The following is a 24,929-nucleotide window of genomic DNA, read 5'->3' on the forward strand; positions in this document are numbered from 1 at the left end:
CATTCTCAATTGGCATGCCGCATGGATTTGCTCGGACTGCTTCGCATCTTCGCCCGCGCCGCTGAACTGCAAGGTTTCACGGCAGCCGCCCGCGACCTCGGCCTGACCCAGCCCACCGTCAGCAAATCGGTCGCCGCACTGGAGGAAAGGCTGGGAACGAGGCTCTTCCAGCGATCGACGCAGAAGCTCTCCCTGACCGAGGATGGCCGCCTGGCGCTGGAGCAGGCGCGCAACCTGCTGGACGAAGTGGCCGCTTTCGAAGAATCATTCGGGCGCCGGCGGCAGGCGCCGACCGGCCTTGTCCGGCTGGGCATGCCCGTCGCGTTCGGTCGCCTTCATATCGTCCCTCGCCTGAAAGCGCTGGTGGATCTTCATCCCGCGCTGGAGGTCGATCTGGTGATGGGTGACGGCGTCGCCGATCTGGTGGAAGCCGGCATCGACGTCGCGATTCGGATCGGCGATCTGAACGAGCCCGCCCTGATCGCGAGGCGGATCGGCGTCACCCGGCGCGTCACGGTCGCCTCGCGCGACTATTTCGACCTCCGGGGCAGGCCGGCCTGCCCCCAGGATCTCACCGGGCACAATTGCATCGTCTATACTTACCTGGCGACAGGTGACGAATGGCTGTTCGACGGCCCGGCGGGCCGAACGGCCGTGCGGGTACGCGGCAATGTGAAAGCCAACAATTCCGAAGCGGTCCGGGAAGCTGTGCTTGCCGGCATCGGCATCGCCGTATGCCCGGTGTGGCTGTTCGGCGACGAGATCAGCACCGGCCGCGTCGAGACGGTCCTTCCGGACTTCGCGCCGAAGAGCCTCCCGATCCATGCGGTGTGGCCCTCCCGGCGCTTCACGTCCCCCAAGGTTCGGGCGGTGGTCGATTTCCTCGCCGCCGGCTTCCGGGCGGATCCGCTGCTGTCGGACGCCGCACCCCGCACCCCCCACTCCCACTCGGCTATCTGACATCGTAATAGGGGCAAAAGCGCGGGCGCGCAGGTGCAACATCGCACTCCTTGGACGTGACCGGCCGGGCAAAAATGGCGGAAACGCTGGCGTTCAGCTAACACCTCGTCACATCGAATGCCTTATCTTTCATAACTTTCCGGCGCTTTTGCCCCCATTACCCGACATCGACATAACCGCCTGATTTTCCCGGTCTTGGATACGTGATGATCCCAAGTCGCGATGACCGAATCCGATGCGTTTCGGTCGGCTTCGGGTATCCTCTCAGCCGGTTTCGTTGCGCATCGCTACGCCGATCATGTCGGTGAATGCCCGTGCCTTGGCCGAAACCAGACGGCCGGTCGGGAATACCGCCCAGAGGTCGATCGGATCGAGCGTCCAGTCGGCAAGCACGATCGAGACCTGGCCCGAGGCCAGTTCGGGCGCGAACATCCAGTGCGAAGCAATGGTCAGGCCCATATCGGCGAGCACGGCGGCACGTATGCCCTCGGCGCTATTCACCCGCAGCCGCCCAGTGACCGCGACCGAAACCTCCGTGCCGTCGCGCCGGAACCGCCATGTGCTCGATCGCCCCTGCGTGTAGATGATGCTGTCATGCTCAGCGAGGTCGGACGGCGTCCTCGGCGTGCCCGCCCGGTCGAGATAGGCGCAGGTCGCAAGCACCGCTCGGGGGCTCGACCCAAGCCGCCGCGCAGTGGCCGACGAATCGGGCAGATCGCCCATTCGCAGCGAGACATCGATCCCCTCTTCGACCAAGTCGACGACACGGTCATCAAGGATCAGTTCCACAATGAGCCTGGGGTGCTGCGCGAGGAACGCCGGGAGCAAGCGCACGACATGCAGCCGCGCAAAGGTGGTCGCCGCCGCGATGCGCAGCGTACCGGCAAGCCCCGCGCCCTCACCCCGCGCCGCGATCTCGGCTTCATCGGCCTTCTCGATGGATCTGCGCGCGCGCTCGTAAAAGCGCAGGCCGGCCTCCGTCGGCGTGAGTCCTCGGGTCGATCGCGTCAGCAAGCGAACGCCAAGGCGATCCTCGAGCTGCGCGATCGTCTTCGAGATGGCGGGTTGGCCGATGTTGAGCTGTCGCGCGGCGGCGGAAAACGACCCAGTGTCGATCACGCGCACCAGCGTCACCATTGCTCCCAGCCGATCCATGCCCGTCTCCTGCCGATAACAGCACTGAATTAGCGCAAGCCATTCCGATGCGGAATAATGATTGTCACCACAAGCCGTCGTCCGCCGCTCGGCCTGCTCGCCTATCTCTCCGTCATCGCCGCCCGACCGCTGGACGGCCATCTGACGGAGGCTCACTTGGCCGGGATCCAGATCTACCAGGATGCACTCGCTGTCGCCGCGCCGATCCCACAGATCCGTTCCATCAGAACGGTAAAGGCCGCGATACGACAAGATGCTGCCACGAACGGCCGACTCGCAGTCCACCCGTTGACCCAAGGGGAACTCTTCAATGACCCTTCAAGAGAAGCTCGACGCCTTCAAGGCGGATTTCCGCGCAGGCAAGCCGCCCTATAAGGTCCCTGCCGACGTGATCGCGACGATGGACCGCGCGACCAGCGAGCTCATCGCCAGCGGTGCCTTGGGGCGCGCGCTGCGGGCCGGCGACGTGGCGCCCGACTTCGAGCTCGCCGCACCGGACGGCACCCCTGTGTCGTCGCGCGACCTGCTCGACCAGGGGCCGCTGATCGTCAGCTTCTATCGCGGCGTCTGGTGTCCCTATTGCAACATGGAATTGCAAGCATTGCAGGAGGCATTGTCGGCATTCCGCGAAGCCGGCGCAAAGCTGATCGCGATCTCGCCACAGACGCGGGTCAACAGCCGCAAGTCGGTGCGCCAGAACGGCCTCGATTTCCCGATCCTGTCGGACGAGGGAAACATCGTCGCCGCCGCGTTCGGCCTCCGCTTCGCCCTGCCCGATTATCTGATCGAACTGTACACGAACCTGAAGAACGACCTGCCGAGCTTCAACGGTGACTCCAGCTGGACGCTGCCCATGCCGGGCCGGTTCGTGATCGGGCAGGACGGCGTGATCCGCTATGCCGAGGTCAATCCCGACTACACCCGGCGTCCCGAACCGAGCGACATGCTGCCTGCCGTGCGGTCGGCCGCGCTGGTCCGAGCCTGAACGCCAATCAGGGGCGACGCCAGATGCGGCGGAAGATACTCAACCAAGGGCGAATCGTCATGACCATCAATGGCTTTCAGCTTCACGACTCCACCACCGCTCCCGCCGTCTCGGCGGAGATCCTGAACGGCGTCCAGGCGGCCTGGGGCTTCGTCCCCAACCTTCACCGTGTGCTCGCCGAAAGTCCCGCGGCGATCGAGGCCTATGCGACGCTCTGGGGCATTGCCGAGAAGACCGGCTTCACCGCAGTCGAGCGCAACGTCGTCTATCTCTCGATCATCCATGAGAATGAGTGCGTCTATTGCATGGCCGGGCACACCAACCTGTCGCGCATGGCGAAGGTCGACGATGCCACGATCGACGCCGTCCGCAACGGTCGCCCGATCGCCGATGCCAAGCTCGAGGCGCTTCGCGTATTCGCAGCGCTCGTCACTCGAAACCGCGGAATCGTCAGCCAGGCCGATGTCGCGTCGTTCAAGGCTGCGGGCTACACGAACGAAGCCGTGCTCGACGTGCTGGTGCTGGCCGCGACCAAGCTGATCTCGAACTACACCAACCACCTCGCCGAGACTCCGCTCGACCCCTTCATGAAAGGCGCCGAGTGGGAGGCGCCGGGCAAGTCGCGACAGGCTGTCTGACTCCGCCGCCTCCCGTAGTGCCGGTCCCGCACGTGCGCTCCTACACCATGCCGTAGGACACGATCCGTGACCTCGGCGCCGACCGGATCAACGCTTGGCGAACAGTTCCTGGAACAGCTGCTCCGAGCGCGCCAAGCCCTCCGGCGTGAAAACCACCGACTTGGCCTTGCCGACCGGATCGTGGATCAGCCCCTTGGCATGCAGCCGGTCCATTGCGTCCCAGTCGAAAGACTTCCACGCGCGCGCACCTTCGTGAACTCCCAACGTTAAAAGCGCCAGTACAGCATCGTCGATCCGATCGGTGTCGATGTCCATGACCGCCTCCCACAATCAAACAGGACCGCGATCATGCGATACGTCCCGCCCTGGCTTCAATGGCTGCCTCCCGCAGTGCTCGGCGTATGCTTACCGCCCGAGCCGGTCCCGCTCGCGATCGGTCGCTTCGGGGGCGAAGCGAAGCGCATCATCGTCCTGCTCGACGAACTGCTCGGCCGCCGACGCTTCGCTGCCGGCGATGACCATAGCGTCGTCGGCATCGCCCACTATGGCTGGCTGTGGCGCCGCGCCTTCGCCGAAGTCCTGATCGACGGCCCGACCAGCTTTCCAGCGCGGCATCGTCACGACCGGCGAGTCAAAGGGCATGGGTGGGGCGGCGAGCGCCACCTTCAGGACCCGTCACTCCCACTCGATCGTACCCGGAGGCTTGCTGGTGATGTCGTAGGTGACGCGGTTGATGCCCCGGACCTCGTTGATGATCCGGGTCGCGACGCGGCCCAGGAACTCGTGGTCGAACGGGTAGTAGTCCGCCGTCATGCCGTCCACCGACGTCACCGCCCGGAGCGCGCAGGCATAGTCGTAGGTCCGCTCGTCGCCCATCACGCCGACGGTCCGAACCGGCAGAAGCACGGCGAAGGCCTGCCAGATCGCGTCGTAGAGGCCGGCGTTGCGGATCTCCTCCAGGTAGATCGTATCGGCCTTCCGCAGGATCGCCAGCTTCTCCGGCGTGATGTCGCCGGGGATGCGGATCGCCAGGCCCGGCCCGGGGAACGGGTGCCGGCCGATGAAGCTTTCGGGAAGGCCCAGTTCCCGCCCCAGCTTCCGGACCTCGTCCTTGAACAGCTCGCGCAGCGGCTCGACCAGCTTCAGCTTCATCCGCTCGGGCAGGCCGCCGACATTGTGGTGCGACTTGATGGTCATGCCGCCGCCGGACAGCGACACGCTCTCGATCACGTCGGGGTACAGCGTGCCCTGCGCCAGGAACTCGGCGCCGCCGATCTTGTGCGCCTCTTCGTCGAACACGTCGATGAAGGTGGCGCCGATGATCTTGCGCTTCCGCTCGGGGTCCGACACCCCGGCCAGCTTGCCCAGGAACAGGTCCGACGCGTCGCGGTGGATCAGCGGAATGTTGTAATGGTCGCGGAACAGGGTGACGACCTGATCGGCCTCGCCGGAGCGCATCAGCCCGGTATCCACGAAGATGCAGGTCAGCTGGTCGCCGATCGCCTCGTGCAGCAGGACCGCCGCGACCGAGCTGTCGACGCCGCCGGACAGGCCGCAGATCACCTTGCCCTTGCCGACCTTGGCGCGGATGCGGGCGATCTCCTCCTCGCGGAAGGCGGCCATGGTCCATTCGCCCCGGCAGCCCGCGACATGGTGGGTGAAGTTCCGCAGAAGCTGGGCGCCGTGCGGGGTGTGGACCACCTCGGGGTGGAACTGCACGCCGTAGAAATGCCGGTCGTCGTCGGCGATCACGGCGAACGGCGCGCCGTCGCTCTGGCCCACGGCGCGGAAGCCGTCCGGCAGCCGGGTCACGCGGTCGCCGTGGCTCATCCAGACCTGCTCGCGGGCCCCCAGTTCCCACATGCCCTCGAACAGCGCGCAGGGCTCCTTGACGTCCACGTAGGCGCGGCCGTACTCGCGGTGGTCGGACCCGGTCACCTCGCCGCCGAGCTGGGCGCACATCACGTGCTGGCCGTAGCAGATGCCCAGCACCGGCACCTTCTGTTCGAACACCTCCCGCGGCGGACGCGGCGAGTTCTCCTGCGAGATGAAGGCCGGGCTGCCGGACAGGATGATCGCCTTGGGGTCGAACTCCTTGACCTTCTCCGGCGCCATGCTGAACGGGTGGATCTCGCAATAGACGCCGCTCTCGCGCACCCGACGGGCGATCAGCTGGGTCACCTGGGACCCGAAATCCAGGATGAGAACGCGATCGGCGGTCAGGTCGTTCGAAAGGGGGGCGGTCATGTCTACTCGCTTCAAGCGTGGCAAGGTCTGGCTTCCTAAAGCCGTGTGTTAGCGCACCGGAGGGTCCGCGGACAAGCGCGCCAGCGGCGCCAAGTCCCGCCAGCCATAGGCTGCCTCCGTCAGGTTCGTCCCGGCAAAGCCGATGATCTTCTCGGCCAGCCGGCAACCGCCCAGGCGTTCATAGAACCAGCGGGACGGATTGTTCGCCAGGACCCAGACCACCGCGGAGTTCATCCCGTAATTGGTCAGTTCGTTCGCCATGGCGGCCATCAGGTGCCGGCCGATGCCCCGGCCCTGCGCATGGTCATACAGATATAGCGCGTAGAACTCGCCGCCATAGCCTTCGATGGCGGTCCGCTGCGTCCCGCAGGACGCGAACCCCACCACCCCGAGCGGCGGTTCCACGGCGACGAAGCTGCCGTGGATGCGGGACTGGTCGGCCAGGATCCTGCGCCAGCGCTGCGTGAAGCCCGGGACGGACAAGCCGAGCAGGTAGCCGTCGGGCACCATGCCCGGATACGTCGTTCGCCAACTGGCGACATGAACCTCGGCAATGCCGGCCGCGTCTTCCGGACGGGCGCGACGGATCAGCGCCATGCCTCCTCACTTCGCCGCGCCAGCGGCGTCACGTCGGACCACCCATAGGCCACTTCCATCACCCGCGTGCCGTCGAACATCAGCGGACGCTCGCTTATCAGCACGCCGCCCATTTTCTCATAGAAACGCCGCGCCCGTAAATTGTCGCGCAAGGCCCAGACGGTGCAGGCGGTCATTCCCCTCAGCACGAGGCCCGCTGCCATCGTGGTCATCAGCCGGGTTCCCAGGCCCCGTCCCTGCCCGACCTGAAGGACGTAGAGCGCGTGGAACTCCCCGGAATAATCGTCCAGTCCGACCTGCTCCGGCCCGGTCACGCCGAATCCGACCACCCGGTCCTCGCCGTCCACCGGCATCTCCGAGACGAACACGTCGATGCGGTTCCGCTTGTTGTCCAGCACCTGCGCCCAGTAGCGCGTGCGGCTGAAAACGTCCATGGCGGCCAGCGTGCGGTCCGGGACGATGCCGGGATAGGTCTCGCGCCAGCCGGCCACGTGGACATAGGCGATCGCGGCGGCATCGTCGAGCCGCGCGCGCCGGATCCGCCCGATCATTCCGCGGCGCTCCCGCGCTCCAGCACGGCGGCGAAGAAGCCGTCCGTGCCATGGCGCGCCGGCGAAAGGCGCATGAAGGGTCCGGTCCCGGGGCTGGCGGTGCCGACGGAATCCTGCCACAGCTCGTCTACCGGCTTGACCGTGAAGTCCGGATGGGCCGCCAGGAAGGTTTCGACCTGCCGCTCGTTCTCCTGGGGCAGCATCGAGCAGGTGGCGTAGATCAGCCGCCCGCCCGGCTTGACCAGCCGCGACGCCGAGTCGAGGATGTTGTGCTGCAGCTTCTCCAACTCCTCCAGCCCCGGCCCCAGCAGCCGCCAGCGGCTGTCCGGGTTGCGCCGCCAGGTACCCGTCCCGGTGCAGGGCGCATCCACCAGGACGCGGTCGAACTTGCCCTTGTGGCGCTTGACCCAGGGATCGCGCTCGCTCGACAGCGCCCGGGTCTCGACATTGTGGAGCCCGGCGCGGCGAATTCTCTCCGCGGCGCGCTTCAGCCGCTTTTCCAGCACGTCGCAGGCGACCAGCCGGCCCTTGTTCTGCATGCCGGCCGCGATGGCGAGCGCCTTGCCCCCGGCCCCGGAGCAGAAATCCACAGCCTGGTGGCCCGGCTTCGCGTCGGTCAGCAGCCCGATCAGCTGCGAGCCCTCGTCCTGGATCTCGACCATCCCGCTCTTGAAGGCGTCGGTCGATGCCAGCGGAGGCCGCCCGTGGATCCGGATGCCGAACGGCGACCAGCGGGTCGGCTCGCCCTCGATTCCGGACGCGGCAAGCGCCGCCAGCGCCGCGTCGCGGTCCGCCTTGACGGGATTGGCGCGCAGGTCGAGCGGGGCAGGATCCAACAATGCCGCCAGTTCCGGCACGAATCGGTCGCCGAAAAACTCGCGGAGGTGGCCTGCGGCCCAGTCAGGGCATTCGACCGCGACCTCCTCCGGCATGCCGGGGTGGTCCAGGGTATGGCCCTCCAGCTTGTTCGCCAGCCGGATCTCCCCCTGGCTGAACTGGGCGGGCGCGAATCGGCCGCCGCTGAACAGCTTATCCAGGTGGTCCGCCGGCCGTCCCTGGGCCAGGATCTGGTCGGCGATCAGCAGCGTGCGGGCCGTGACGGGAAAGCCGCCGGCATGCTGGAACCACCAGCGAAGCCGTGCGTGCCGGCGCAGCACGCCGTAGACCGTTTCGGCCACGGCGGCGCGGTCCTTGGCGCCGATGAATCGGCGGGCGCGGAAGAAGGCGCTGATCACGGCATCTGCCGGACGCGGGGTCACCTCCACCTCGTCGAGGAGTTCGATGGCGGCTTGAAGGCGGGCGCCGGGGGTCATCTGGTCTCTGCTGATCGGACGTGGTCACGGGGAAAAGGCGAAGGTGTGACATGGGCGATGAAACGCCGCCACGCAACAGCTTTCATCGTTCCGGCGCCATGGACAAGCCGTGAAAGTGCCGTCGGCCTACGCGCGGCCTGCGCCCTGGGTACTGCGGCATGAAGAAGCTTCGAAGATGTATTGCCGAACGGACGGACTACCTCCATAGTTCTGCGACCGATCGATGTTGCGATGCACCATCGATCGGGAGAGAGCCGTATAGCGTAGTAACTTCAATGGTGCATCGGCATGTCGCCGGTCGAAATCGTCACTGACATCCTGTTTGCCGGAATGGCGGGCATGACCGGCTTCTTCGCCGCCCGCCTCGGCGGAGAGATCTGGTCCCGCATGATCCTCAAGAGCGAAGCCGCCACCCGCGCCCGCGTCAAGCTCAAGCGTTGCGCCCCGCTGATCCCCGCCTTCGAGCAGCGCCGGGCGAAGCTGCGAATCGCCCTGGCGCAGAGCGAGGCCCGGCGCCGTGCGGTAGAGCGCCAGATCGACCAGTTCCAGTCCAAGCTCGACGAATTGCAGCAGCGGGACGACGAGATGATCAGGATCGTCGGGCGCAAGCGGCCCGGCTGCCGGCTGTTCAAGGCGGTCATGGTCAACCGGCACGTGCAGGCCGCGATCCGTGAAGGACGTCCTCACGGCCTGCTCGACGGCAGCTGGGCCCGCGCACAGCATGTGGAAATATGGGCACAGAACCTGCCGGAAGCCAAGGCCAGCCTGGACAGCCGATTCCCGGTCAGCCTCGGCTTCACCCTGATCGAGATGATCGAACCCGAGGAATCATCGGGCGCAGCGACGGAAGGCAACGGAGCGGCCGCATGATCACCACCTACATCCTCTGCTTCTTCACCGGATATCTCGGCGTCCTGATGGGGCTGCGCCTGGCGCTGGACAAGGTGGCGGTCGCCCGGCACCGGGTCAGCAGCCTTCAGCGGGACCGGGTCCGGCAGGTCGCGGCGATCCGCGAAGTGGCCAAGGGCTGCAGGACGGCCAAGCGGAAGGCCGCCGACAGCGACATGCTGGTCGGCCGCCTCACGGCGGAAGTGGCAAAGCTGGAGGAAAAGCTCAAGACCGTCCGCAAGAGCGACAACCGGCTGGTCGTCCTGGACGAGCGCCGGCTGCCCGAGGATCACCGCTGGATCGTCGTGATCTCCGGAGCCGGCGGCGCGCTGCCGGAAGCGACCGGCGAGGAGGGAAACGAGAACTGGAGCGGCAATCTCCGCTTCCTTGTCTGGGCCACGACGATGGAGCGCGCCGTCAAGAAGGCCGCCACGCGCTTCCCGCCCAGCCGCGGCTTCAAGATAGAGGTCGCCACCACGCCGAACGGCGCGGCTGCCAACGGCTCGCCGTCGCAGCCGACCGCCGCTTAGAGGTCGCGGCGGTAGTTGGGTGCCTCGTTGGTGATCATGATGTCGTGGACATGGCTCTCGCGCAGGCCCGCGTTGGTGATCTTCACGAAGTTGCAGCGGGTCTGCATCTCCGGGATGCTGCTGTTGCCGGTATAGCCCATGGCCGCCTTCAGGCCGCCGACCAGCTGGTGGATCACGCCGCTGACCGGGCCCTTGTAGGGCACCCGCCCCTCGACGCCTTCCGGCACCAGCTTCATGGTGTCGCGGACTTCCTGCTGGAAGTAGCGGTCCGCCGAGCCGCGCGCCATGGCACCGACCGAACCCATGCCGCGATAGCTCTTGTAGCTCCGGCCCTGGTACAGGATCACCTCGCCGGGGCTCTCGTCGGTGCCGGCGAACAGGCTGCCCAGCATCGCGCAATCGGCACCGGCCGCGATCGCCTTGGCGAGGTCGCCGGAATACTTGATGCCGCCGTCACTGACGACGGGAATGCCCTGGCGGTGGCACTCGTCGACCACGTCCATTACGGCGGTCAGCTGCGGAACGCCGACGCCCGCGACCATGCGGGTGGTGCAGATCGATCCCGGGCCGATGCCGACCTTGACCGCATCGACGCCGGCGCCGATCAGCGCCTTGGCAGCTTCCGACGTGGCGACGTTGCCGGCGACCACCTGGGTATAGTTGGACAGACGGCGCACCCGCTCGATCTGCTCCATCACCTTGCGGGAATGCCCGTGGGCGGTATCGACGACCAGCACGTCTACCTCGGCATCGAACAGCGCCTCGGCGCGGGCCAGCCCGTCCTCGCCGGTGCCGGTCGCGGCGGCGGCACGCAGCCGGCCCTTCTCGTCCTTGCAGGCGTTGGGGTGAAGTTGAGCCTTCTCGATGTCCTTGACCGTGACCAGCCCGATGCAGCGGTAGGCGTCGTCGACCACCAGCAGCTTCTCGATGCGGAACTGGTGGAGCAGCCGCTTCGCCTCCTCCCGGTCGACGCCCTCGCGGACCGTCACCAGCCGTTCGCTGGTCATCAGCTCCGACACCCGCTGCTGCGGGTTGGATGCGAAGCGGACGTCGCGGTTGGTCAGGATGCCGACCAGCTTGCCCGAGGGCTGCTCGACCACCGGAATGCCGGAGATGCGGTAATTCGCCATCAGGCTCAGCGCATCGGCCAGGGTCGCCGTCGGTTCGATCGTGATCGGATTGACCACCATGCCCGATTCGAACCGCTTGACCCGCCGGACCTCGTCCGCCTGCCGCTCTATGTCCATGTTGCGGTGGATCACGCCGATGCCGCCCGCCTGCGCCATGGCGATGGCGAGGCCGCTTTCGGTTACCGTGTCCATGGCGGCGGACATCAGGGGAATGCCGAGTTCGATCGACTTGGTCAGCCGGGTGCGGGTGTCCGTCTGGGCCGGCAGGACCGAGGATTCGGCCGGCACCAGCAGGACGTCGTCGAAGGTGAGGGCTTCGCGAAACTGCACGATCTGGGCCATTAACCGTCTCCTGGCGTAAAATTTGCGGCACTATACACAGGAAACGCGCCCTGTGAAGTCTACGTTGCCCTGCGGCAAACGCAGGGCTCGCCTAGGCTCATCCTGACATCACCGAGCCTTCCTGGATTTTTGCCGTTCGGCGTCGGTCGGCCTTCGCCTGACAGGGCGAACGCCGACACCCTGCATCGACGCTCCGGCCAGGGTGTCGGCGTCGGCCTTCGGCCGAGGCCGACCTACGTTAATACGACTTTAGCGGACGTTGCTCTTGCCACGCCCCCGTCACACCGACGGTCGGAAAGGCTGTCCCAGGCAGGCCGGCGCCTGGAAACGGCCGCGCCAGGGACCGGCCGATATGATCGTCAGCACCGCGATGGTCGCCAGGTACGGCAGCATGGTGAACACCTGCCCCGGCAGCCCGAAGCCCAGCCCGCCGCTTCCCTGGGCATGGAGCTGAAGGATCGTGACGCCGCCGAAGATATAGGCGCCCAGCAGCACCCGGCCCGGCCGCCACGATCCGAACACGACCAGCGCCAGCGCGATCCAGCCGCGGCCCGACGTCATGTTCTCCGCCCACATGGGCGTGACCGACAGCGACAGGAAGGCGCCGCCCAGCCCGGCCATGGCGCCGCCGAACAGGGTCGCCAAGTAGCGGACCCGAATCACCGGATGCCCGATCGAGTGCGCGGATTCCGCGGATTCGCCGACCGCCCTCAGCACCATGCCGGCATGGGTCCGCTTCAGGAACCAGCCGACCGCCAGGGTCAACGCCACCGACAGGTAGACCATGGCGTCGTACTGGAACAGCAGAGGCCCCAAGACCGGCAGGTCGCTGATTCCGGGAATGTCCAGCTTGGGCAGGCCGGCGATGGGCATGCCGACGAAGCCGGCCCCGATCAGGGCGCTCAGCCCGATCCCGAAGATGGTGAGGGCAAGGCCCGTCGCCACCTGATTCGCCATCAGGGTCAGGACCAGCACGCCGAAGACCAGCGCCAGCGCGGCGCCGGCAAGCGCCGCCGAGCCGATTCCCAGCACGGCGCTGCCAGTCGTCATGGTCACGCCGAAACCCACCACCGCGCCGATCAGCATCATGCCCTCGACGCCCAGGTTCAGCACCCCGGACCGCTCCACCACCAGCTCGCCCACGGCGGCGAACAGCATCGGCGTCGCGGCGATCACCACGGACACCGCGATCAGGACAAGGAAATCGATCATGTGGCGGCGACCTCCCGGCGGGGCTTGGCGGCCTGGTGCCTGGCCGACTGGAAGCGGATGCGGTACCGGACCAGGAAGTCCGAGGCCAGCAGGTAGAACAGCAGCATTCCCTGGAAGACGCCCGTCGCCGCCTGCGGCAGCTGGGCATAGACCTGGGCGTTCTCGCCGCCGATGTAGGAGATCGCCATCACCAGCCCGGCCAGGATGATCCCCAGCGGGTTGAGCCGCCCCAGGAAGGCCACGATGATCGCGGTGAAGCCGTAGCCCGGGGTGAGCTGCGGCGTCAGCTGCCCGATCGGGCCGGCCACCTCGATCATGCCGGCCAGCCCCGCCAAGGCCCCCGCCAGCAGCAGGCTGAACCAGACCGTTCCCTTCTGGCTGAACCCGGCGAAACGGGCCGCCATGGGCGCCTGCCCGACCACCTTGACCTGGAAGCCGGTCACCGTATGGGTCAGCAGGACCCAGGCCGCCACGGCGGCGAACAGCGCCACGAAGGCCCCGGCATGCAGCCGGGTGCCCTCCAGGACGATGGGCAGGATGGCCGCCTCGGTGAACAGCCGGCTCTGCGGGAAATTGAAGCCCTCGGGGTCGCGCCACGGCCCATGGACCAGGATGCTCAGGACCAGCGTCGCGACATATGTCAGCATCAGGCTGGTCAGGATCTCGCTGACCTCGAACCGCGTCTTCAGGAACGCCGGAATCGCCGCCCACAGCATGCCGCCCAGGGCACCGGCCACGAACATCAGCGGCAGGATCCAGAAACCCTCGTCGCCCCAGAAGGCCAGGGCCACGCCGGCGCCGAAGATCGCGCCGATGGTCAGCTGCCCCTCGGCCCCGATGTTCCAGACATTGGCGCGGAAGCCGATGGCGAGCCCGGTCGCGATCAGGATCAGCGGCCCGGCCTTGACCGCCAGTTCCGCCAGTCCGAACTGGGTCTCCAGCGGCGACACCAGGAAGATGTACAGGGTCGATCCGGGATTCAGTCCCAGGAACATGAACAGCAGGTAGCCCGACAGGATGGTCAGCGCGATCGCCAGCAGCGGCGTTCCGTAGACCAGCGATTTCGGGATCTCCCGCCGCGGTTCGAACTTAAGCGACATGCTGGGAGCCCCCCTTGTTCTCCGCCCCGTGTGTTGCCGGCACTTCCGCCGACATCCCGTGCAGGCCGCCCATCAGCAGCCCGATCTCCTCCAGGGAGGCATCCGCCGTGTCGATCGCCTTCGACAGGGTACCGACATTCAGCACCGCCAGCCGGTCGCACAGGGTCAGCAACTCGTCCAGGTCCTGGGAGACGACGACGATCGAGGCCCCGTTCTGCGCCAGGTTGAACAGCGCCTGGTGGATCGCCGCGGCGGCGCCTGCATCGACGCCCCAGGTCGGCTGGGCGATCACCAGCACCTCGGGAGCCTGGAGGATCTCGCGTCCGACGATGTATTTCTGAAGGTTGCCGCCCGACAGGCTGCGCGCCGCCGAGTCAGGCCCGCGCGCCTTGACGCCGAACTCCTGGATGATCCGCTCGGCGAAATCCCGCGTCGCGTCCCGCCTGATCCAGCCGCGCAGCACCAGCTTCATGCGGTTCCGCGCGCTGATCAGCGTATTCGACGCCAAGCTCATGTCGGGCACCGCGGCGTGGCCGTTGCGCTCCTCCGGCACGCAGCACAGGCCCAGCGCCCGCCGCCGCTCGACGCCCAGGTCGCCCACCGGCTTGCCGTCCAGCCGGATGCTTGTCGGGTTCGCGACCGTCAGTTCGCCCGACAGAGCCCGCATCAATTCGTTCTGGCCGTTGCCGGCGACGCCGGCGATGCCGAAGATTTCGCCCGCCGCGACCTCGAAACCGACGCGCTTCAGCGTGGTCCCGAACGGCTGGTCGGTCGGCAGGTCCAGCGCCTCGACTGTAAATCGGGTGGCGGCCTTGGGCCGCGTCCCGCGCCGGGCCAGCGTCTTCAGCTCGGCGCCGATCATCATCTGCGCCATGCCGCGGGTCGATTCCACCGCCGGGTCGCACTCCCCGACCACCTTGCCGCCGCGCAGGATCGTGGCATGGTCGCAGAGATCCTTGATCTCCTGGAGCTTGTGGCTGATGTAGAGGATCGAGCAGCCTTCCGACGCCAGCAGCCGCAACGTGCCGAACAGCCGCTCGACCTCCTGCGGGGTCAGGACGGAGGTCGGCTCGTCCATGATCAGCAGCTTGGGATCCTGAAGCAGGCATCGCACGATCTCGACCCGCTGGCGCTCGCCGACCGACAGGGTGTGGATCTCGCGCCTCGGGTCCAGCGGCAGACCGTAGGCCTGCGACACCTCGACGATCCGCCCGGACAGGCTGCGCATGTCGGGCTTGCCTTCCAGCCCCAGCGCGATGTTCTCCAGCACCGTCATGCCGTCGAACAGCGAGAAATGCTGGAACACCATGCCGATGCCGAGCCGGCGCGCCGCATGCGGGTTGGCAAGCTGGACAGCCTGCCCGTTCCACAGCACCTCGCCCTCGTCGGCGTGGAGCACGCCGTAGATGATCTTCACCAGCGTGCTCTTGCCGGCGCCGTTCTCTCCCAGCAGCGCATGGATCTCGCCCGGCCGGACCGGGAAGCTGACGCCGTCGTTGGCGACGACCCCGGGGAATCGCTTGGTTATTCCGCGAAGCTCAAGACGGGGAGGAACCCCGCCGGCATCGTAGGTCATGTTTCACTCTCCCAGTTCGTCGGGACCCCGTTCCCTCTATGCCTCGGCGTTCGCGGGTTCTGATGCCTCTTTGGACGCTTCGGCGGTCGTTATCAAGAGCTCTGCGGCGACCAGTGCCGCGATCACCTCCGGTCGCTTGTCGCGGTGCAGGGCGGACCCGATCGGGCAGGTCAGCCTGTCCAGCACGCCCGGATCCCCCCCGTGGGCGGTGAAGGTCCGCTCGAACCGCCGCCGCTTGGTCGCCGAGCCGATCAGCCCGGCATAGGCGAAGTCCCCGCGCCGCAGCACCGCTTCCGTGATCTGGAAATCCAGCGCATGCAGATGAGTCAGCACCAGATAGCTGGATCCCGGCGGCGCCTCGGCGACCATGTCCAGGGGCGCTTCCGTCACGACCCGGCGCACGGTCGTTCCGGGCATGGCCTGTGGAAACTCCTCCGCCCGCCCGTCGATCCACAGCATGTCCAGCGGCAGCGGCGCCAGCGCCGACGCGATCGCCTTGCCGACATGACCGGCGCCGAACAGCAGGACCCGCGGCAGCCTGGCGGCGGCGGCACTCTCTTCCGCCTCGATCCGGTCCAGCAACGCCGCGTCGGCCTGTTCCAGGCGCAGCGTCACATGGCCGCCGCAGCACTGGCCGATCGCCGGACCCAGCGGAACGTCCACCATCTCCTCGGGTCCCGCCAGCGCCCGAGCCCGGGCGATCGCGTCCCATTCCAGCCGGCCGCCGCCGATCGTTCCGGCCGTGGCCGCCGGACCGACCAGCATCCGCGCTCCAGGCTCGCGCGGGGTCGAGCCCCGCGCTCCGGCCACCGTCACCAGCGCCGCGCGCTCGCCACGCGCCAGCATGGCCTTCAGCACCGGCGCCAGCCCGGTCATGCCGGCCGCCTTCCCGCCCTCAGGGCCTCGATCGCCGCCAGCACCTTCTCCGGCGTGGCCGGCGGATCGATCCTCGGGCATGTCGCGTAATCGCCGACGCTCGCCACCGCGTCCGAAATCGCATGGAGCACCGACATGCCCAGCATGAAGGGCGGCTCGCCCACCGCCTTGGACCGGTAGACCGTGTCCTTGCGGTTCCGCGCGTTCTCCAGCAGGTGGACGTTGAAGACACGGGGCCGGTCGCTGCAGGCCGGGATCTTGTAGGTGCTGGGCGCGTGGGTCCGCAGATGCCCGCGCTTGTCCCACCACAGCTCCTCCATGGTCAGCCAGCCCATGCCCTGGACGAAGCCGCCTTCGACCTGCCCGCGATCCAGCGCCGGGTTCAGCGAATGTCCGACATCGTGCAGGATGTCGACCCGGTCGACCCTGTATTCTCCCGTCAGCGTATCGACGGTCACTTCCGCCGCCGCCGCACCATAGGAAAAATAGTAGAACGGCTTGCCGCGCCCGGCCGCCCGGTCCCAGTGGATCTCCGGCGTCTTGTAGAATCCGGTGGACGAGAGCTGGATGCGCGCCATGTAGGCGGTTCGGACCAGATCGCCGAACGGGATCTCCTGGTTGCCGATCCGCACCCGGTTGGGCAGGAACACCACCTGCTCCCGCGGCACGCCCCAGTTCTCCACCGCGAAGCCGATCAGCCGCTCCTTGATGGTGGCCGCCGCGTTCTGCGCCGCCTTGCCGTTCAGGTCGGCCCCCGACGACGCCGCGGTCGCCGAGGTGTTCGGCACCTTGCCGGTCGTGGTCGCCGTGACGCGGACCTTCTCGATGTCGATCTGGAACTCCTCGGCGACGACCTGGGCGACCTTCACGTAAAGCCCCTGCCCCATCTCGGTCCCGCCGTGGTTCAGGTGGACGGTGCCGTCGGTATAGACATGGACCAGGGCTCCGGCCTGGTTGTACTGGGTCGCGGTGAAGGAGATGCCGAACTTGACCGGCGTCAGCGCGATCCCCTTCCGCAGCCAGCCACCCCTGGCGTTGTGCGCCCGGATCGCATCGCGTCGTGCTTGATAGTCGGATCGCTCCTCCAGCGCCGTGACGATCTCCGGCGCGATGTTGTCTTCCACGGTCTGGTGATAGGGCGTCAGGTCCCGGCCCTCGCCGCCGTAGAAGTTCAGCTTGCGGATCTCCAGCGGGTCCTTGCCCACTGCATATGCCACCTCCTCGATCACCCGTTCCGCCGCGACCATCCCCTGGGGTCCGCCGAACCCGCGGAATGCCGTGTTGGAGACCGTGTTGGTCTTCAGCGGCAGCGACTTGGCCGTGACCGCCTCGTAGAAATAGGTGTTGTCGCAGTGGAACAGTGCCCGGTCGGTCACCGGCCCGGACAGGTCGGCGGCGAACCCGCAGCGCGCGGCGAACAGGAACTCGACGCCCCTGATCCGCCCGTCGTCGTCGAACCCGACGCGGTAGTCCACCTCGAAATCGTGGCGCTTGCCGGTGATCACCATGTCGTCGTCGCGGTCCGGCCGAAGCTTGGCAGCCCGCCCCGTCTTCTTCGCCACGACGGCCGCCGTCGCCGCGAACAGGTTGGCCTGCGTCTCCTTGCCGCCGAATGCCCCGCCCATGCGCCGGACCTCGACCGCCACCGCGTTGGCCGGCACGTTCAGCACGTGGGCGACGATATGCTGGACCTCGCTGGGATGCTGTGTCGAGCAATGGACCAGGACCTCGTCGTCCTCCCCGGGGATCGCCATGGCGATCTGGCCTTCCAGGTAGAAATGGTCCTGGCCGCCGATGACGATCCGGCCTTCCAGGCGGCGGGGTGCCTCCGCGATCGCCGGTTCCGCTTCGCCCCGCTTCAAGGTCATGGGCGGGAACACCACGGTCCCGCGCCCGCGCGCCTGATCCAGGGTCAGCACCGGCTCCAGGTCCTCGTAGGTCGCGACCGCGAGCCGCGCCGCCCGGCGCGCCTGCTCCCGGGTCTCCGCCGCCACCGCGAACAGCGGCTGGCCCGCGTACTCGATCAGGTCGTCGGCGAACAGCGGCTCGTCATGGCGGCCCATGCAGCTCACGTCGTTGACGCCCGGCACGTCCGCCGCCGTGACGACCTCGACCACGCCCGGCGCCGCTCTCACCGCCGACAGGTCCAGCGACACCAGCCGCGCATGAGGCCGGTCGCTCAGGCCCAGATAGACATTCAGCAGTCCGGCCGGCTCCCGGATATCGTCGACATAGACCGCCTCGCCGGTCACGTGCTTGTGGGCGCTGTCGTGCCGCCGGTCGGAATGAACGGCGCCCGAGATGCGCTCGACGAGACCCGCTTCCGTTGAATCAGGCATGGACCAGCCTCCGGTCGCCGACCAGACGCGTATCCGCGTCGGGATCGGTGGTTTCCACATAGAGTTTCAGCAGCAGGTTGGCGGCCACGGCCATGCGGTAGGACGCGCTGGCCCGCCAGTCGGTCAGGGGGGTGAAGTCCCGCGCCAGCGCCGCCATGGCGTCGCGCACGGTCGCCTCCGTCCAGGGCCGCCCGACCAGCGCCTTCTCGGCTTCCGCCGCCCGCTTCGGCGTCGCGGCCATCCCGCCATAGGCGATCCTGGCTTCCGCCACGGTGCCGCCGTCGATCCTGACCGAGAAGCAGGCGCACACCGCCGAGATGTCCTGGTCGAACCGCTTGGTGATCTTGTAGGCACGGAACCGCGCACCCGGCGCGGGTTTGGGCAGGACGACGGCCTCGACGAACTCTCCCGGCCGACGGTCCTGCTTGCCGTAGTCGATGAAGAAATCCTCGATCGGCATCGACCGCCGGCCGTCCTTCGACCGCAGCACCAACGTGGCGCCGGCCGCGATCAGGGCCGGCGGCGTGTCGCCGATGGGCGAGCCGTTGGCGATGTTGCCGCCGATCGTGCCGACGTTCCGGACCTGCACGGCCCCGATCCGCCGGATCAGCTCGCCGAAATCGGGATAGAGCGCCCCGACCGGATCCTTGATGTCGGTATAGGTGGCTCCGGCCGAGATCTCCAGCGCGGTGCCGGTGTCCCGGATCTCCCGGAAACCCCGGATGCGTCCCGTGTAGATCACGACGTCCAGCACCCGCTGGAACTTGGTGACCCAGAGCCCGACGTCGGTCGCCCCCGAGACGATCCGGGCCTCCGGATGCTCGGCCAGCAGGTCGGCGAAAGCCTCCAGCGTCGCCGGGGCAAGGAACAGCCGCCCGCCCTTGCCGACGCGCAGGGTCTCGTCGTCCTGCAAGCCTGCCAGCCGCTCCGCCGTGGCCGCGGCCTCCGCCGCGAAACGGTCCGCCGCCGGCGCTCCCAGGGCGTACATCCGCTCGCTCGCCGCGACGATCGGCGCGTATCCCGTGCAGCGACACAGGTTGCCGGCCAGCGCGTCGTCCACCGCGGCCCCGTCCGGAGCCTCCTCGCCTTTGTACAGCGCGAACATGGACATGACGAAGCCCGGCGTGCAGAAGCCGCATTGCGACCCGTGGCAATCCACCAGGGCCTGCTGTACCGGATGGAGCCCGCCGTCCGCACCCTTCAGGTGCTCGACCGTCAGCACCTGGCAGCCGTCCAGCGTCGCGACGAAGCGGATGCAGGCGTTCACCGCCTCGTACCGGACCTTGCCGCCCTCCAGCCGCCCGACCACCACCGTGCAGGCGCCGCAGTCGCCTTCCGCGCAGCCTTCCTTGGTGCCGACCTTGCGCTGGTCCAGGCGCAGCCAGTCCAGGACCGTCTGGGTCGGATCGACCTCCCGAATCTCGATCAGCCGGTCGCTCAGCAGGAACCTTACGCAATCGCGCATCGTGCGTCTCTCCTCGCCTCAGCTTCCGCGATATGTGGAATAGGCGAACGGGCTGACCAGCAGCGGCACATGGTAATGGGCACCCGCGTCCGCGATCCCGAAGCGGAGCGGGATGCCGTCCAGGAACGGCGGGTCCGGCAGGTCTACCGCGATCTTCCGGAAATAGGCGTCCACCTCGAATATCAGCTCGTAGATCCCCGTCCGCATCCGGTCGCCGGACAGCAACGGTTCGTCGCAGCGGCCGTCGGTGTTCGTCTTGGTCTCGGTGATCTTCTCCCGCCTGTCGCCGTCGATCCGGAACAGCGTCACCGCCATTCCCGCCGCGGGCGTTCCGTGCATGGTATCGAGGACATGGGTGGTGAGCCGTCCTCCGCTCGCCGCCCCGCTCTCCGCCATTCGTGAAGTCGCCGCCATGTGTCTCTCCTTGCTCGCCTGTTTTCGACTTGTTATCGGTTCGCGGAGTTTCCTAAATTATTCTTTCACCGCTCCGTCTCCGCCGTCGATATCCCTTGGACGGAAAGAGTTTCAAAACTTTCAGGAAGGTCATGCCCCGGGGATGGCATTAGTTTGACGTTACGATCCTATTGGTGGAAGGGTGCAAATGTCTCCGGATAGTTCGAAGGGTCTCGCAACCGCCGTGCCAACGGACACCACGCCGGCCGACAGGGCCGCCGCCGATTTCGTCGCCCGCTTCGGCGGCGTGTTCGAGCACTCGCCCTGGGTCGCCGAGACCGCCCTTGCCGCCGATCCCGCCATCGCCTTGGCCGACATACCGGCGCTCCATGCCGGAATGTGCGCCGCCGTGCGCGCCGCCGGCCGGGACCGCCAGTTGGGCCTTCTCCGGGCCCATCCGGACCTCGCCGGCAAGCTCGCCGTCGCCGGACGGCTGACGGCGGACTCCGCCTCGGAGCAGGCCGGCGCCGGCCTCGACCGCTGCACGCCGGAGGAGTTCGAGCGCCTTCAGGTGCTTAACGACGCCTACACGGAAAAGTTCGGCTTTCCCTTCATCATCGCCGTCCGGGGCCTGACCCGCGCCGACATCCTCGACGCCTTCGAACACCGGATCCACAACACGCCGGAGCAGGAGTTCGAGACCGCGCTGGCCCAGGTCGAACGGATCGCCCTTCTCCGCCTCCAGCAGATGGGTCCCTCGCCCGGCAGAGCCCTGATGGACCGGCTCGACCGGTTCGCCGCCATCTCCGCGGAGCCCGACGCGCTGACCCGGCTGTTCCTTACCCCCGAGCACCGCGCCGCCGCCGATCGGCTGATGGCCTGGATGACCGAAGCCGGCATGACGGCCCGCATCGACCCGGCCGGCAACGTCGTCGGCCGCTACGAGGGCACCCGGCCCGGCCTGCCGGCGCTCCTGATCGGCTCCCACATCGACACCGTGCGCAACGCCGGCAAGTATGACGGCAACCTGGGCGTCCTGGCCGGCGTCGCGGCGGTCGCCGAACTGCACCGGTCCGGCGAACGCCTGCCCTTCGCGGTCGAGGTGATCGGCTTCGGCGACGAGGAAGGCGTCCGCTTCCCGGTGACCCTGACCGGCAGCCGCGCCCTGGCCGGCCGCTTCGACCCCGCCGCCCTCGACGCGGTGGACGCCGACGGTATCGGCTACCCCGACGCCCTGCGCGCCTTCGGCGGCGATCCGGACCAGATCGCGTCGGCCGCCCGCGATCCCGCCGACGTGCTCGCCTATGTCGAGGCGCATATCGAGCAGGGCCCGGTGCTGGAATCCGAGGATCTCGGCGTCGGCATCGTCACCGGCATCAACGGCGCGTCCCGCTACACGGTGACCATCTCCGGAACCGCCGGCCACGCCGGCACCGTCCCCATGACGCTGCGCCGCGACGCCCTGGCGGGAGCCGCCGAGATGGTCCTGGCGGTCGAACGCCACGCCCAGGCGGTTCCCGACCTCGTCGCGACGGTCGGCAGGATCGAGGCCAGGCCGGGCGCCGTGAACGTGATCCCCGGCGGCGCCGTCTTCACCATCGACATCCGCTCTCCCGACGATGCCGCCCGTGTCGCCGCGATGGAGGCCATCGCCGACGATTTCGCCGCCATCGCAGCCCGCCGCGCCCTGACCCACGCGATCGGGAAGACCCACGAAGCGCCCGCGACCGCCTGCGCCCCGGAGTTGATCGAGCGGCTTTCCGCAGCCGTCCGCCGCTGCGGCCTGCCTCCCCGCCGCCTGCCCAGCGGCGCCGGCCACGACGCCATGGCGGTTGCATCCCTTTGCCCGGTCGGCATGCTGTTCACCCGATGCCGGGGCGGCATCAGCCACAACCCCGGGGAGTCCATCACCGTCGAGGACGCCGACCTGACCGTCCGCGTCCTCCTGGACTTCATCCGCCATTTCCGGCCTTGATCAGCGGATAACAAGAGTTCCCATACGCCGGCGGCATATCAGGAACCCGCAGGCCCCATGCCTCCCCGTCCTTGAACCGGCGGAGTCACGGTCGATATGTTAGCATCCTAATAATAAGCTTACTTGGTTCAGTGTCATGAATTCAAAGACGGCCAATCTCCGGGCGACCTTCGGGTTCCGGCTGGCGCGGATCGCGCGCCATTGGCGCCGGGAGATCGACGACGGCCTCCGCCCCTACGGCCTGACCGAGGCCACCTGGCTGCCGCTGCTGCACCTGTCCCACATGGGGAACGAGGCGAAGCAGAAGGATCTCGCCGCCTCGCTCGACATCGAGGGCGCATCCCTGGTCCGGTTGCTCGATGCACTGGAATCGTCGGGTCTGATCGAGCGCTTCGACCACGAGACCGACCGCCGGGCCAAGGTGGTTCGGCTGACCGCGCGCGGCCTCGACCTGCTGGACGGCGTCAACGGCGTCGCCGCCGGGATCCGCCGACGCCTGCTGCTCGGCGTGCTCGACGACGAGATCGCCTCCACGCTCCGGATCTTCGACCGGATCGAGCAAAGCTACTGCCTCGACCACTCGGACGAAGAGGATCGGGAGCCCAAGCGGGCGGCTGGCTGAAGCGCCGTCCATGTTCCTGCTGGACCCCCGCAACCTGCTGTTCGCGGCGAAGGCGTACGGCGCCGCGATGCTGGCGATCTACATCGCCTTCGCGATGGACCTGCCGCACCCGTCCTGGTCGATGCTGACGGTGTTCGTCGTCGCGCAGCCGCTGGCCGGCATGGTCCAGTCCAAGGCCGCCTACCGGGTGATCGGCACCATCGTCGGATCGGCTTTCGCGGTCTTCGCGGTCACCGCCTTCGACGGCTCGCCGGAACTGCTGAGCCTCGTGCTGGCGCTGTGGGTCGGCGTCTGCGTCTACGCCACCGTGCTGGAGAGGACGCCGCGCAGCTACGCCTTCATGTTGGCCGGCTACACCGCGGGATTCGTGGCCTTTCCCATCGTGGATACCCCCGCGATCATCTTCGATACGGCGATCGCCCGCTGCCAGGAGATCATCCTGGGGATCCTCTGCATGGTGGTGGTCAGCCAGGTCGTCTTCCCCCAGCGGGTCGGCCCCCAGCTCATCGGGCGCCTGACCGCATGGCTGAACGATGCCGGCCGCTGGTCGTCTGACGTGCTGACCGACCGGGCCGCCGGCACCGCGGGCGAGGCCGACCGGCACCGGCTGATCGTCAACGCCGCCGCGCTGGACGCCCTGCGCGTCCACGCCAGCTACGACACTCCCGAGCTTCGGGGCGCGGAAGCGGGTATCCGGCGGCTCCAGCGCCGGCTCCAGATGCTGCTGTCCAACGCCGTGTCGATCCAGGACCGGCTCCGCACCCTGCGCCGGACCCGTCCCGACCTGGCCGACGCGTGGAGCCCCCTCCTCGCCGACGCGGCTTCCTGGATCGACGGCTCCGGCGCCGCCGGCCGGGCGGACCGGCAGCGATCCCGCGACGGGCTTCTCGCCCGGATCGACGCCGCCGCTCCGTCCGACGGCGAGATCCGACGCGACGCCGACGCCATGCTGGTGCGCTCGCTGGCGGCCCGGGTGCGCGACCTGATCCTGTACTGGGACGAAAGCTTGGCGCTCCGCGACGCGATCGAGGCCGGGGAGCGCGTCGCCGCCCGCGAGGAGGTTCCGTCCCTGCACCGGGACCACCTGCCCGCCGCCCTGTCCGGCGCCGCGGCATCCCTGGCCGTCCTGCTCTGCGCCGGCTTCTGGATCGCCACGGGATGGTCACACGGCTATCTGGCCGCGATGATGGCCGGCGTCGGCGCCAGCCTGTTCGCGACGCTCGACGATCCGGCCGGCGCGGCCGCCAAGTTCCTGAACCTCGCGATCGTCGCCATGCTGCTCGCCGGCGGCTACCTGCTGTTCGTCCTGCCGGCGGTCGGCAGCTTCCCGATGCTGGTGGTGGCGCTGGCACCCGTTTTCATACCGCTCGCCGCCGCCATCGCGGTGCCGGTCCACATTCCGGTGGCCCTGCCGGTCCTCCTGACGACCGCGGCGACGCTGGCGCTCCAGAACACCTACACGATCGACTTCGCGGAGTTCCTGAACGGCGGGATCGCCCAGGTGGTCGGCCTCGGCTCGGCGGTCGTGGCGCTGTCGCTGACCCGCTCGCTCGGCGCGGACTGGACCGTCGGCAGGCTGATGCGGGCCGTCCGGCGCGACCTGGCCCGGCTTGCGGGAGATGAATCAGGTCTCGACCGCCGCCGGTTCGAGGGCCGAATGTACGACCGGCTGAGCGGCCTCGTGCCCCGGCTGGCCCTGGTTTCGGCCCGGCCGGAGGGGCAGCACCTGATGCGCGACGCGCTGGCCGGCCTGCGCGTTGGTCTGAACCTGCTGGCGCTCCGCCGCGACCGCGCCCTGCTTCCGGAGGAGGCGGCGGCCGAGCTGTCGCGGGTGCTCGCCGAGGTCCGCGGGCACTTCGCCGGAGCCGGCGGCGACCGGTCGATGGACGATCTCCGGGCGGCGCTCGACAGCGCCGTGGCACGCCTGTCGGCGATGGAGACGGGACCGGCCGGCACCGAAGTGCTGCTCTCGCTGTTTGGCATCCGGCAGGCGCTCGTCCATTTCCAGCGGCCGGCGTGATCCGGAGGACAAGCC

General features: G+C 68.2%; 23 protein-coding genes. 8 read left to right on the top strand and 15 right to left on the bottom strand.

Annotated elements, in window-relative coordinates; all coding sequences use genetic code 11:
• Nucleotides 1-21: 21 nt before the first annotated feature.
• Nucleotides 22-960 (top strand): LysR family transcriptional regulator, encoded by a 939-nt coding sequence (locus tag JL100_RS13075; RefSeq protein ID WP_202679445.1) that lies wholly within the window; start codon nt 22-24, stop codon nt 958-960.
• A gap of 264 nt (nt 961-1,224) precedes the next feature.
• On the opposite strand, the gene JL100_RS13080 is transcribed toward JL100_RS13075, so the two are convergent.
• Nucleotides 1,225-2,412, bottom strand: a complete 1,188-nt coding sequence (locus JL100_RS13080) for a LysR family transcriptional regulator (protein WP_323378513.1) — start codon at nt 2,410-2,412, stop codon at nt 1,225-1,227.
• A 13-nt stretch (nt 2,413-2,425) separates the two neighbouring features.
• Between JL100_RS13080 and JL100_RS13085 the strand changes: the two genes are divergently transcribed.
• A complete protein-coding gene (locus tag JL100_RS13085) occupies nt 2,426-3,100 on the top strand; it encodes a peroxiredoxin-like family protein (protein WP_202679443.1) in 675 nt (224 codons plus the stop codon).
• A gap of 59 nt (nt 3,101-3,159) precedes the next feature.
• Nucleotides 3,160-3,738: a carboxymuconolactone decarboxylase family protein gene (locus JL100_RS13090; protein ID WP_202679442.1), complete on the top strand. Its 579-nt coding sequence runs from the start codon at nt 3,160-3,162 to the stop codon at nt 3,736-3,738.
• 87 nt (nt 3,739-3,825) lie between these two features.
• Here the strand turns inward: JL100_RS13090 and JL100_RS13095 are convergent, their stop codons facing one another.
• The 6 genes from JL100_RS13095 to JL100_RS13120 all read right to left on the bottom strand — a co-directional run bounded on the left by JL100_RS13095 (nt 3,826) and on the right by JL100_RS13120 (nt 8,446).
• A complete protein-coding gene (locus tag JL100_RS13095; protein WP_202679441.1) occupies nt 3,826-4,053 on the bottom strand; it encodes a DUF6429 family protein in 228 nt (75 codons plus the stop codon).
• 90 nt (nt 4,054-4,143) lie between these two features.
• Complete coding sequence (locus JL100_RS13100; protein ID WP_202679440.1) at nt 4,144-4,401, bottom strand: hypothetical protein; 258 nt, start codon at nt 4,399-4,401, stop codon at nt 4,144-4,146.
• 12 nt (nt 4,402-4,413) lie between these two features.
• Nucleotides 4,414-5,985, bottom strand: a complete 1,572-nt coding sequence (gene guaA, locus JL100_RS13105) for a glutamine-hydrolyzing GMP synthase (RefSeq protein WP_202679439.1) — start codon at nt 5,983-5,985, stop codon at nt 4,414-4,416.
• Nucleotides 5,986-6,033: 48 nt separating this feature from the next.
• Nucleotides 6,034-6,582, bottom strand: coding sequence for a GNAT family N-acetyltransferase (locus JL100_RS13110; RefSeq protein WP_202679438.1), 549 nt, complete (start codon nt 6,580-6,582; stop codon nt 6,034-6,036).
• The gene (locus JL100_RS13115; RefSeq protein WP_202679437.1) at nt 6,573-7,133 is read right to left on the bottom strand and encodes a GNAT family N-acetyltransferase; all 561 of its coding nucleotides are present in this window, start codon (nt 7,131-7,133) and stop codon (nt 6,573-6,575) included. The genes JL100_RS13110 and JL100_RS13115 overlap by 10 nt, the downstream gene beginning before the upstream one ends.
• Nucleotides 7,130-8,446 (bottom strand): RsmB/NOP family class I SAM-dependent RNA methyltransferase, encoded by a 1,317-nt coding sequence (locus JL100_RS13120; RefSeq protein WP_202679436.1) that lies wholly within the window; start codon nt 8,444-8,446, stop codon nt 7,130-7,132. Before JL100_RS13120 ends, JL100_RS13115 begins: the two co-directional genes overlap by 4 nt.
• Before the next feature lie 288 nt (nt 8,447-8,734).
• On the opposite strand from JL100_RS13120, the gene JL100_RS13125 reads away from it, so the two are divergent.
• Both JL100_RS13125 and JL100_RS13130 read left to right on the top strand, forming a co-directional pair.
• Nucleotides 8,735-9,316, top strand: a complete 582-nt coding sequence (locus JL100_RS13125; protein ID WP_202679435.1) for a hypothetical protein — start codon at nt 8,735-8,737, stop codon at nt 9,314-9,316.
• Nucleotides 9,313-9,864: a hypothetical protein gene (locus tag JL100_RS13130; protein ID WP_202679434.1), complete on the top strand. Its 552-nt coding sequence runs from the start codon at nt 9,313-9,315 to the stop codon at nt 9,862-9,864. Before JL100_RS13125 ends, JL100_RS13130 begins: the two co-directional genes overlap by 4 nt.
• On the opposite strand, the gene guaB is transcribed toward JL100_RS13130, so the two are convergent.
• The 8 genes from guaB to uraH all read right to left on the bottom strand — a co-directional run bounded on the left by guaB (nt 9,861) and on the right by uraH (nt 20,318).
• Nucleotides 9,861-11,336 carry an IMP dehydrogenase gene (guaB, locus tag JL100_RS13135; protein ID WP_202679433.1) on the bottom strand — a complete coding sequence of 492 codons (1,476 nt, stop codon included), beginning with the start codon at nt 11,334-11,336 and terminating at the stop codon, nt 9,861-9,863. The genes JL100_RS13130 and guaB overlap by 4 nt on opposite strands.
• A gap of 279 nt (nt 11,337-11,615) precedes the next feature.
• Nucleotides 11,616-12,548, bottom strand: a complete 933-nt coding sequence (locus JL100_RS13140) for an ABC transporter permease (RefSeq protein ID WP_202679432.1) — start codon at nt 12,546-12,548, stop codon at nt 11,616-11,618.
• A complete protein-coding gene (locus tag JL100_RS13145) occupies nt 12,545-13,648 on the bottom strand; it encodes an ABC transporter permease (RefSeq protein WP_202679431.1) in 1,104 nt (367 codons plus the stop codon). Before JL100_RS13145 ends, JL100_RS13140 begins: the two co-directional genes overlap by 4 nt.
• On the bottom strand, nt 13,638-15,224 hold the full coding sequence (locus JL100_RS13150; protein ID WP_202679430.1) for an ABC transporter ATP-binding protein: 1,587 nt from the start codon (nt 15,222-15,224) through the stop codon (nt 13,638-13,640). The genes JL100_RS13145 and JL100_RS13150 overlap by 11 nt, the downstream gene beginning before the upstream one ends.
• A 36-nt stretch (nt 15,225-15,260) precedes the next feature.
• Nucleotides 15,261-16,100, bottom strand: a complete 840-nt coding sequence (xdhC, locus tag JL100_RS13155; protein ID WP_202679429.1) for a xanthine dehydrogenase accessory protein XdhC — start codon at nt 16,098-16,100, stop codon at nt 15,261-15,263.
• Nucleotides 16,097-18,439, bottom strand: coding sequence for a xanthine dehydrogenase molybdopterin binding subunit (gene xdhB, locus JL100_RS13160; RefSeq protein ID WP_202679428.1), 2,343 nt, complete (start codon nt 18,437-18,439; stop codon nt 16,097-16,099). The genes xdhC and xdhB overlap by 4 nt, the downstream gene beginning before the upstream one ends.
• Nucleotides 18,432-19,904 carry a xanthine dehydrogenase small subunit gene (gene xdhA, locus JL100_RS13165; protein WP_202679427.1) on the bottom strand — a complete coding sequence of 491 codons (1,473 nt, stop codon included), beginning with the start codon at nt 19,902-19,904 and terminating at the stop codon, nt 18,432-18,434. The genes xdhB and xdhA overlap by 8 nt, the downstream gene beginning before the upstream one ends.
• Before the next feature lie 18 nt (nt 19,905-19,922).
• Nucleotides 19,923-20,318: a hydroxyisourate hydrolase gene (gene uraH / locus JL100_RS13170; protein ID WP_228421235.1), complete on the bottom strand. Its 396-nt coding sequence runs from the start codon at nt 20,316-20,318 to the stop codon at nt 19,923-19,925.
• A 187-nt stretch (nt 20,319-20,505) separates the two neighbouring features.
• Between uraH and JL100_RS13175 the strand changes: the two genes are divergently transcribed.
• From JL100_RS13175 to JL100_RS13185, 3 genes are all read left to right on the top strand, one after another.
• Nucleotides 20,506-22,272, top strand: a complete 1,767-nt coding sequence (locus JL100_RS13175) for an allantoate amidohydrolase (protein WP_228421236.1) — start codon at nt 20,506-20,508, stop codon at nt 22,270-22,272.
• 136 nt (nt 22,273-22,408) lie between these two features.
• On the top strand, nt 22,409-22,894 hold the full coding sequence (locus JL100_RS13180; protein WP_202679425.1) for a MarR family transcriptional regulator: 486 nt from the start codon (nt 22,409-22,411) through the stop codon (nt 22,892-22,894).
• Between the two features lie 10 nt (nt 22,895-22,904).
• A complete protein-coding gene (locus JL100_RS13185) occupies nt 22,905-24,914 on the top strand; it encodes an FUSC family protein (RefSeq protein WP_202679424.1) in 2,010 nt (669 codons plus the stop codon).
• Nucleotides 24,915-24,929 lie beyond the last annotated feature (15 nt).

This window comes from Skermanella mucosa (genome assembly GCF_016765655.2).
In the GTDB taxonomy this organism is placed as follows: Bacteria; Pseudomonadota; Alphaproteobacteria; order Azospirillales; family Azospirillaceae; genus Skermanella; species Skermanella mucosa.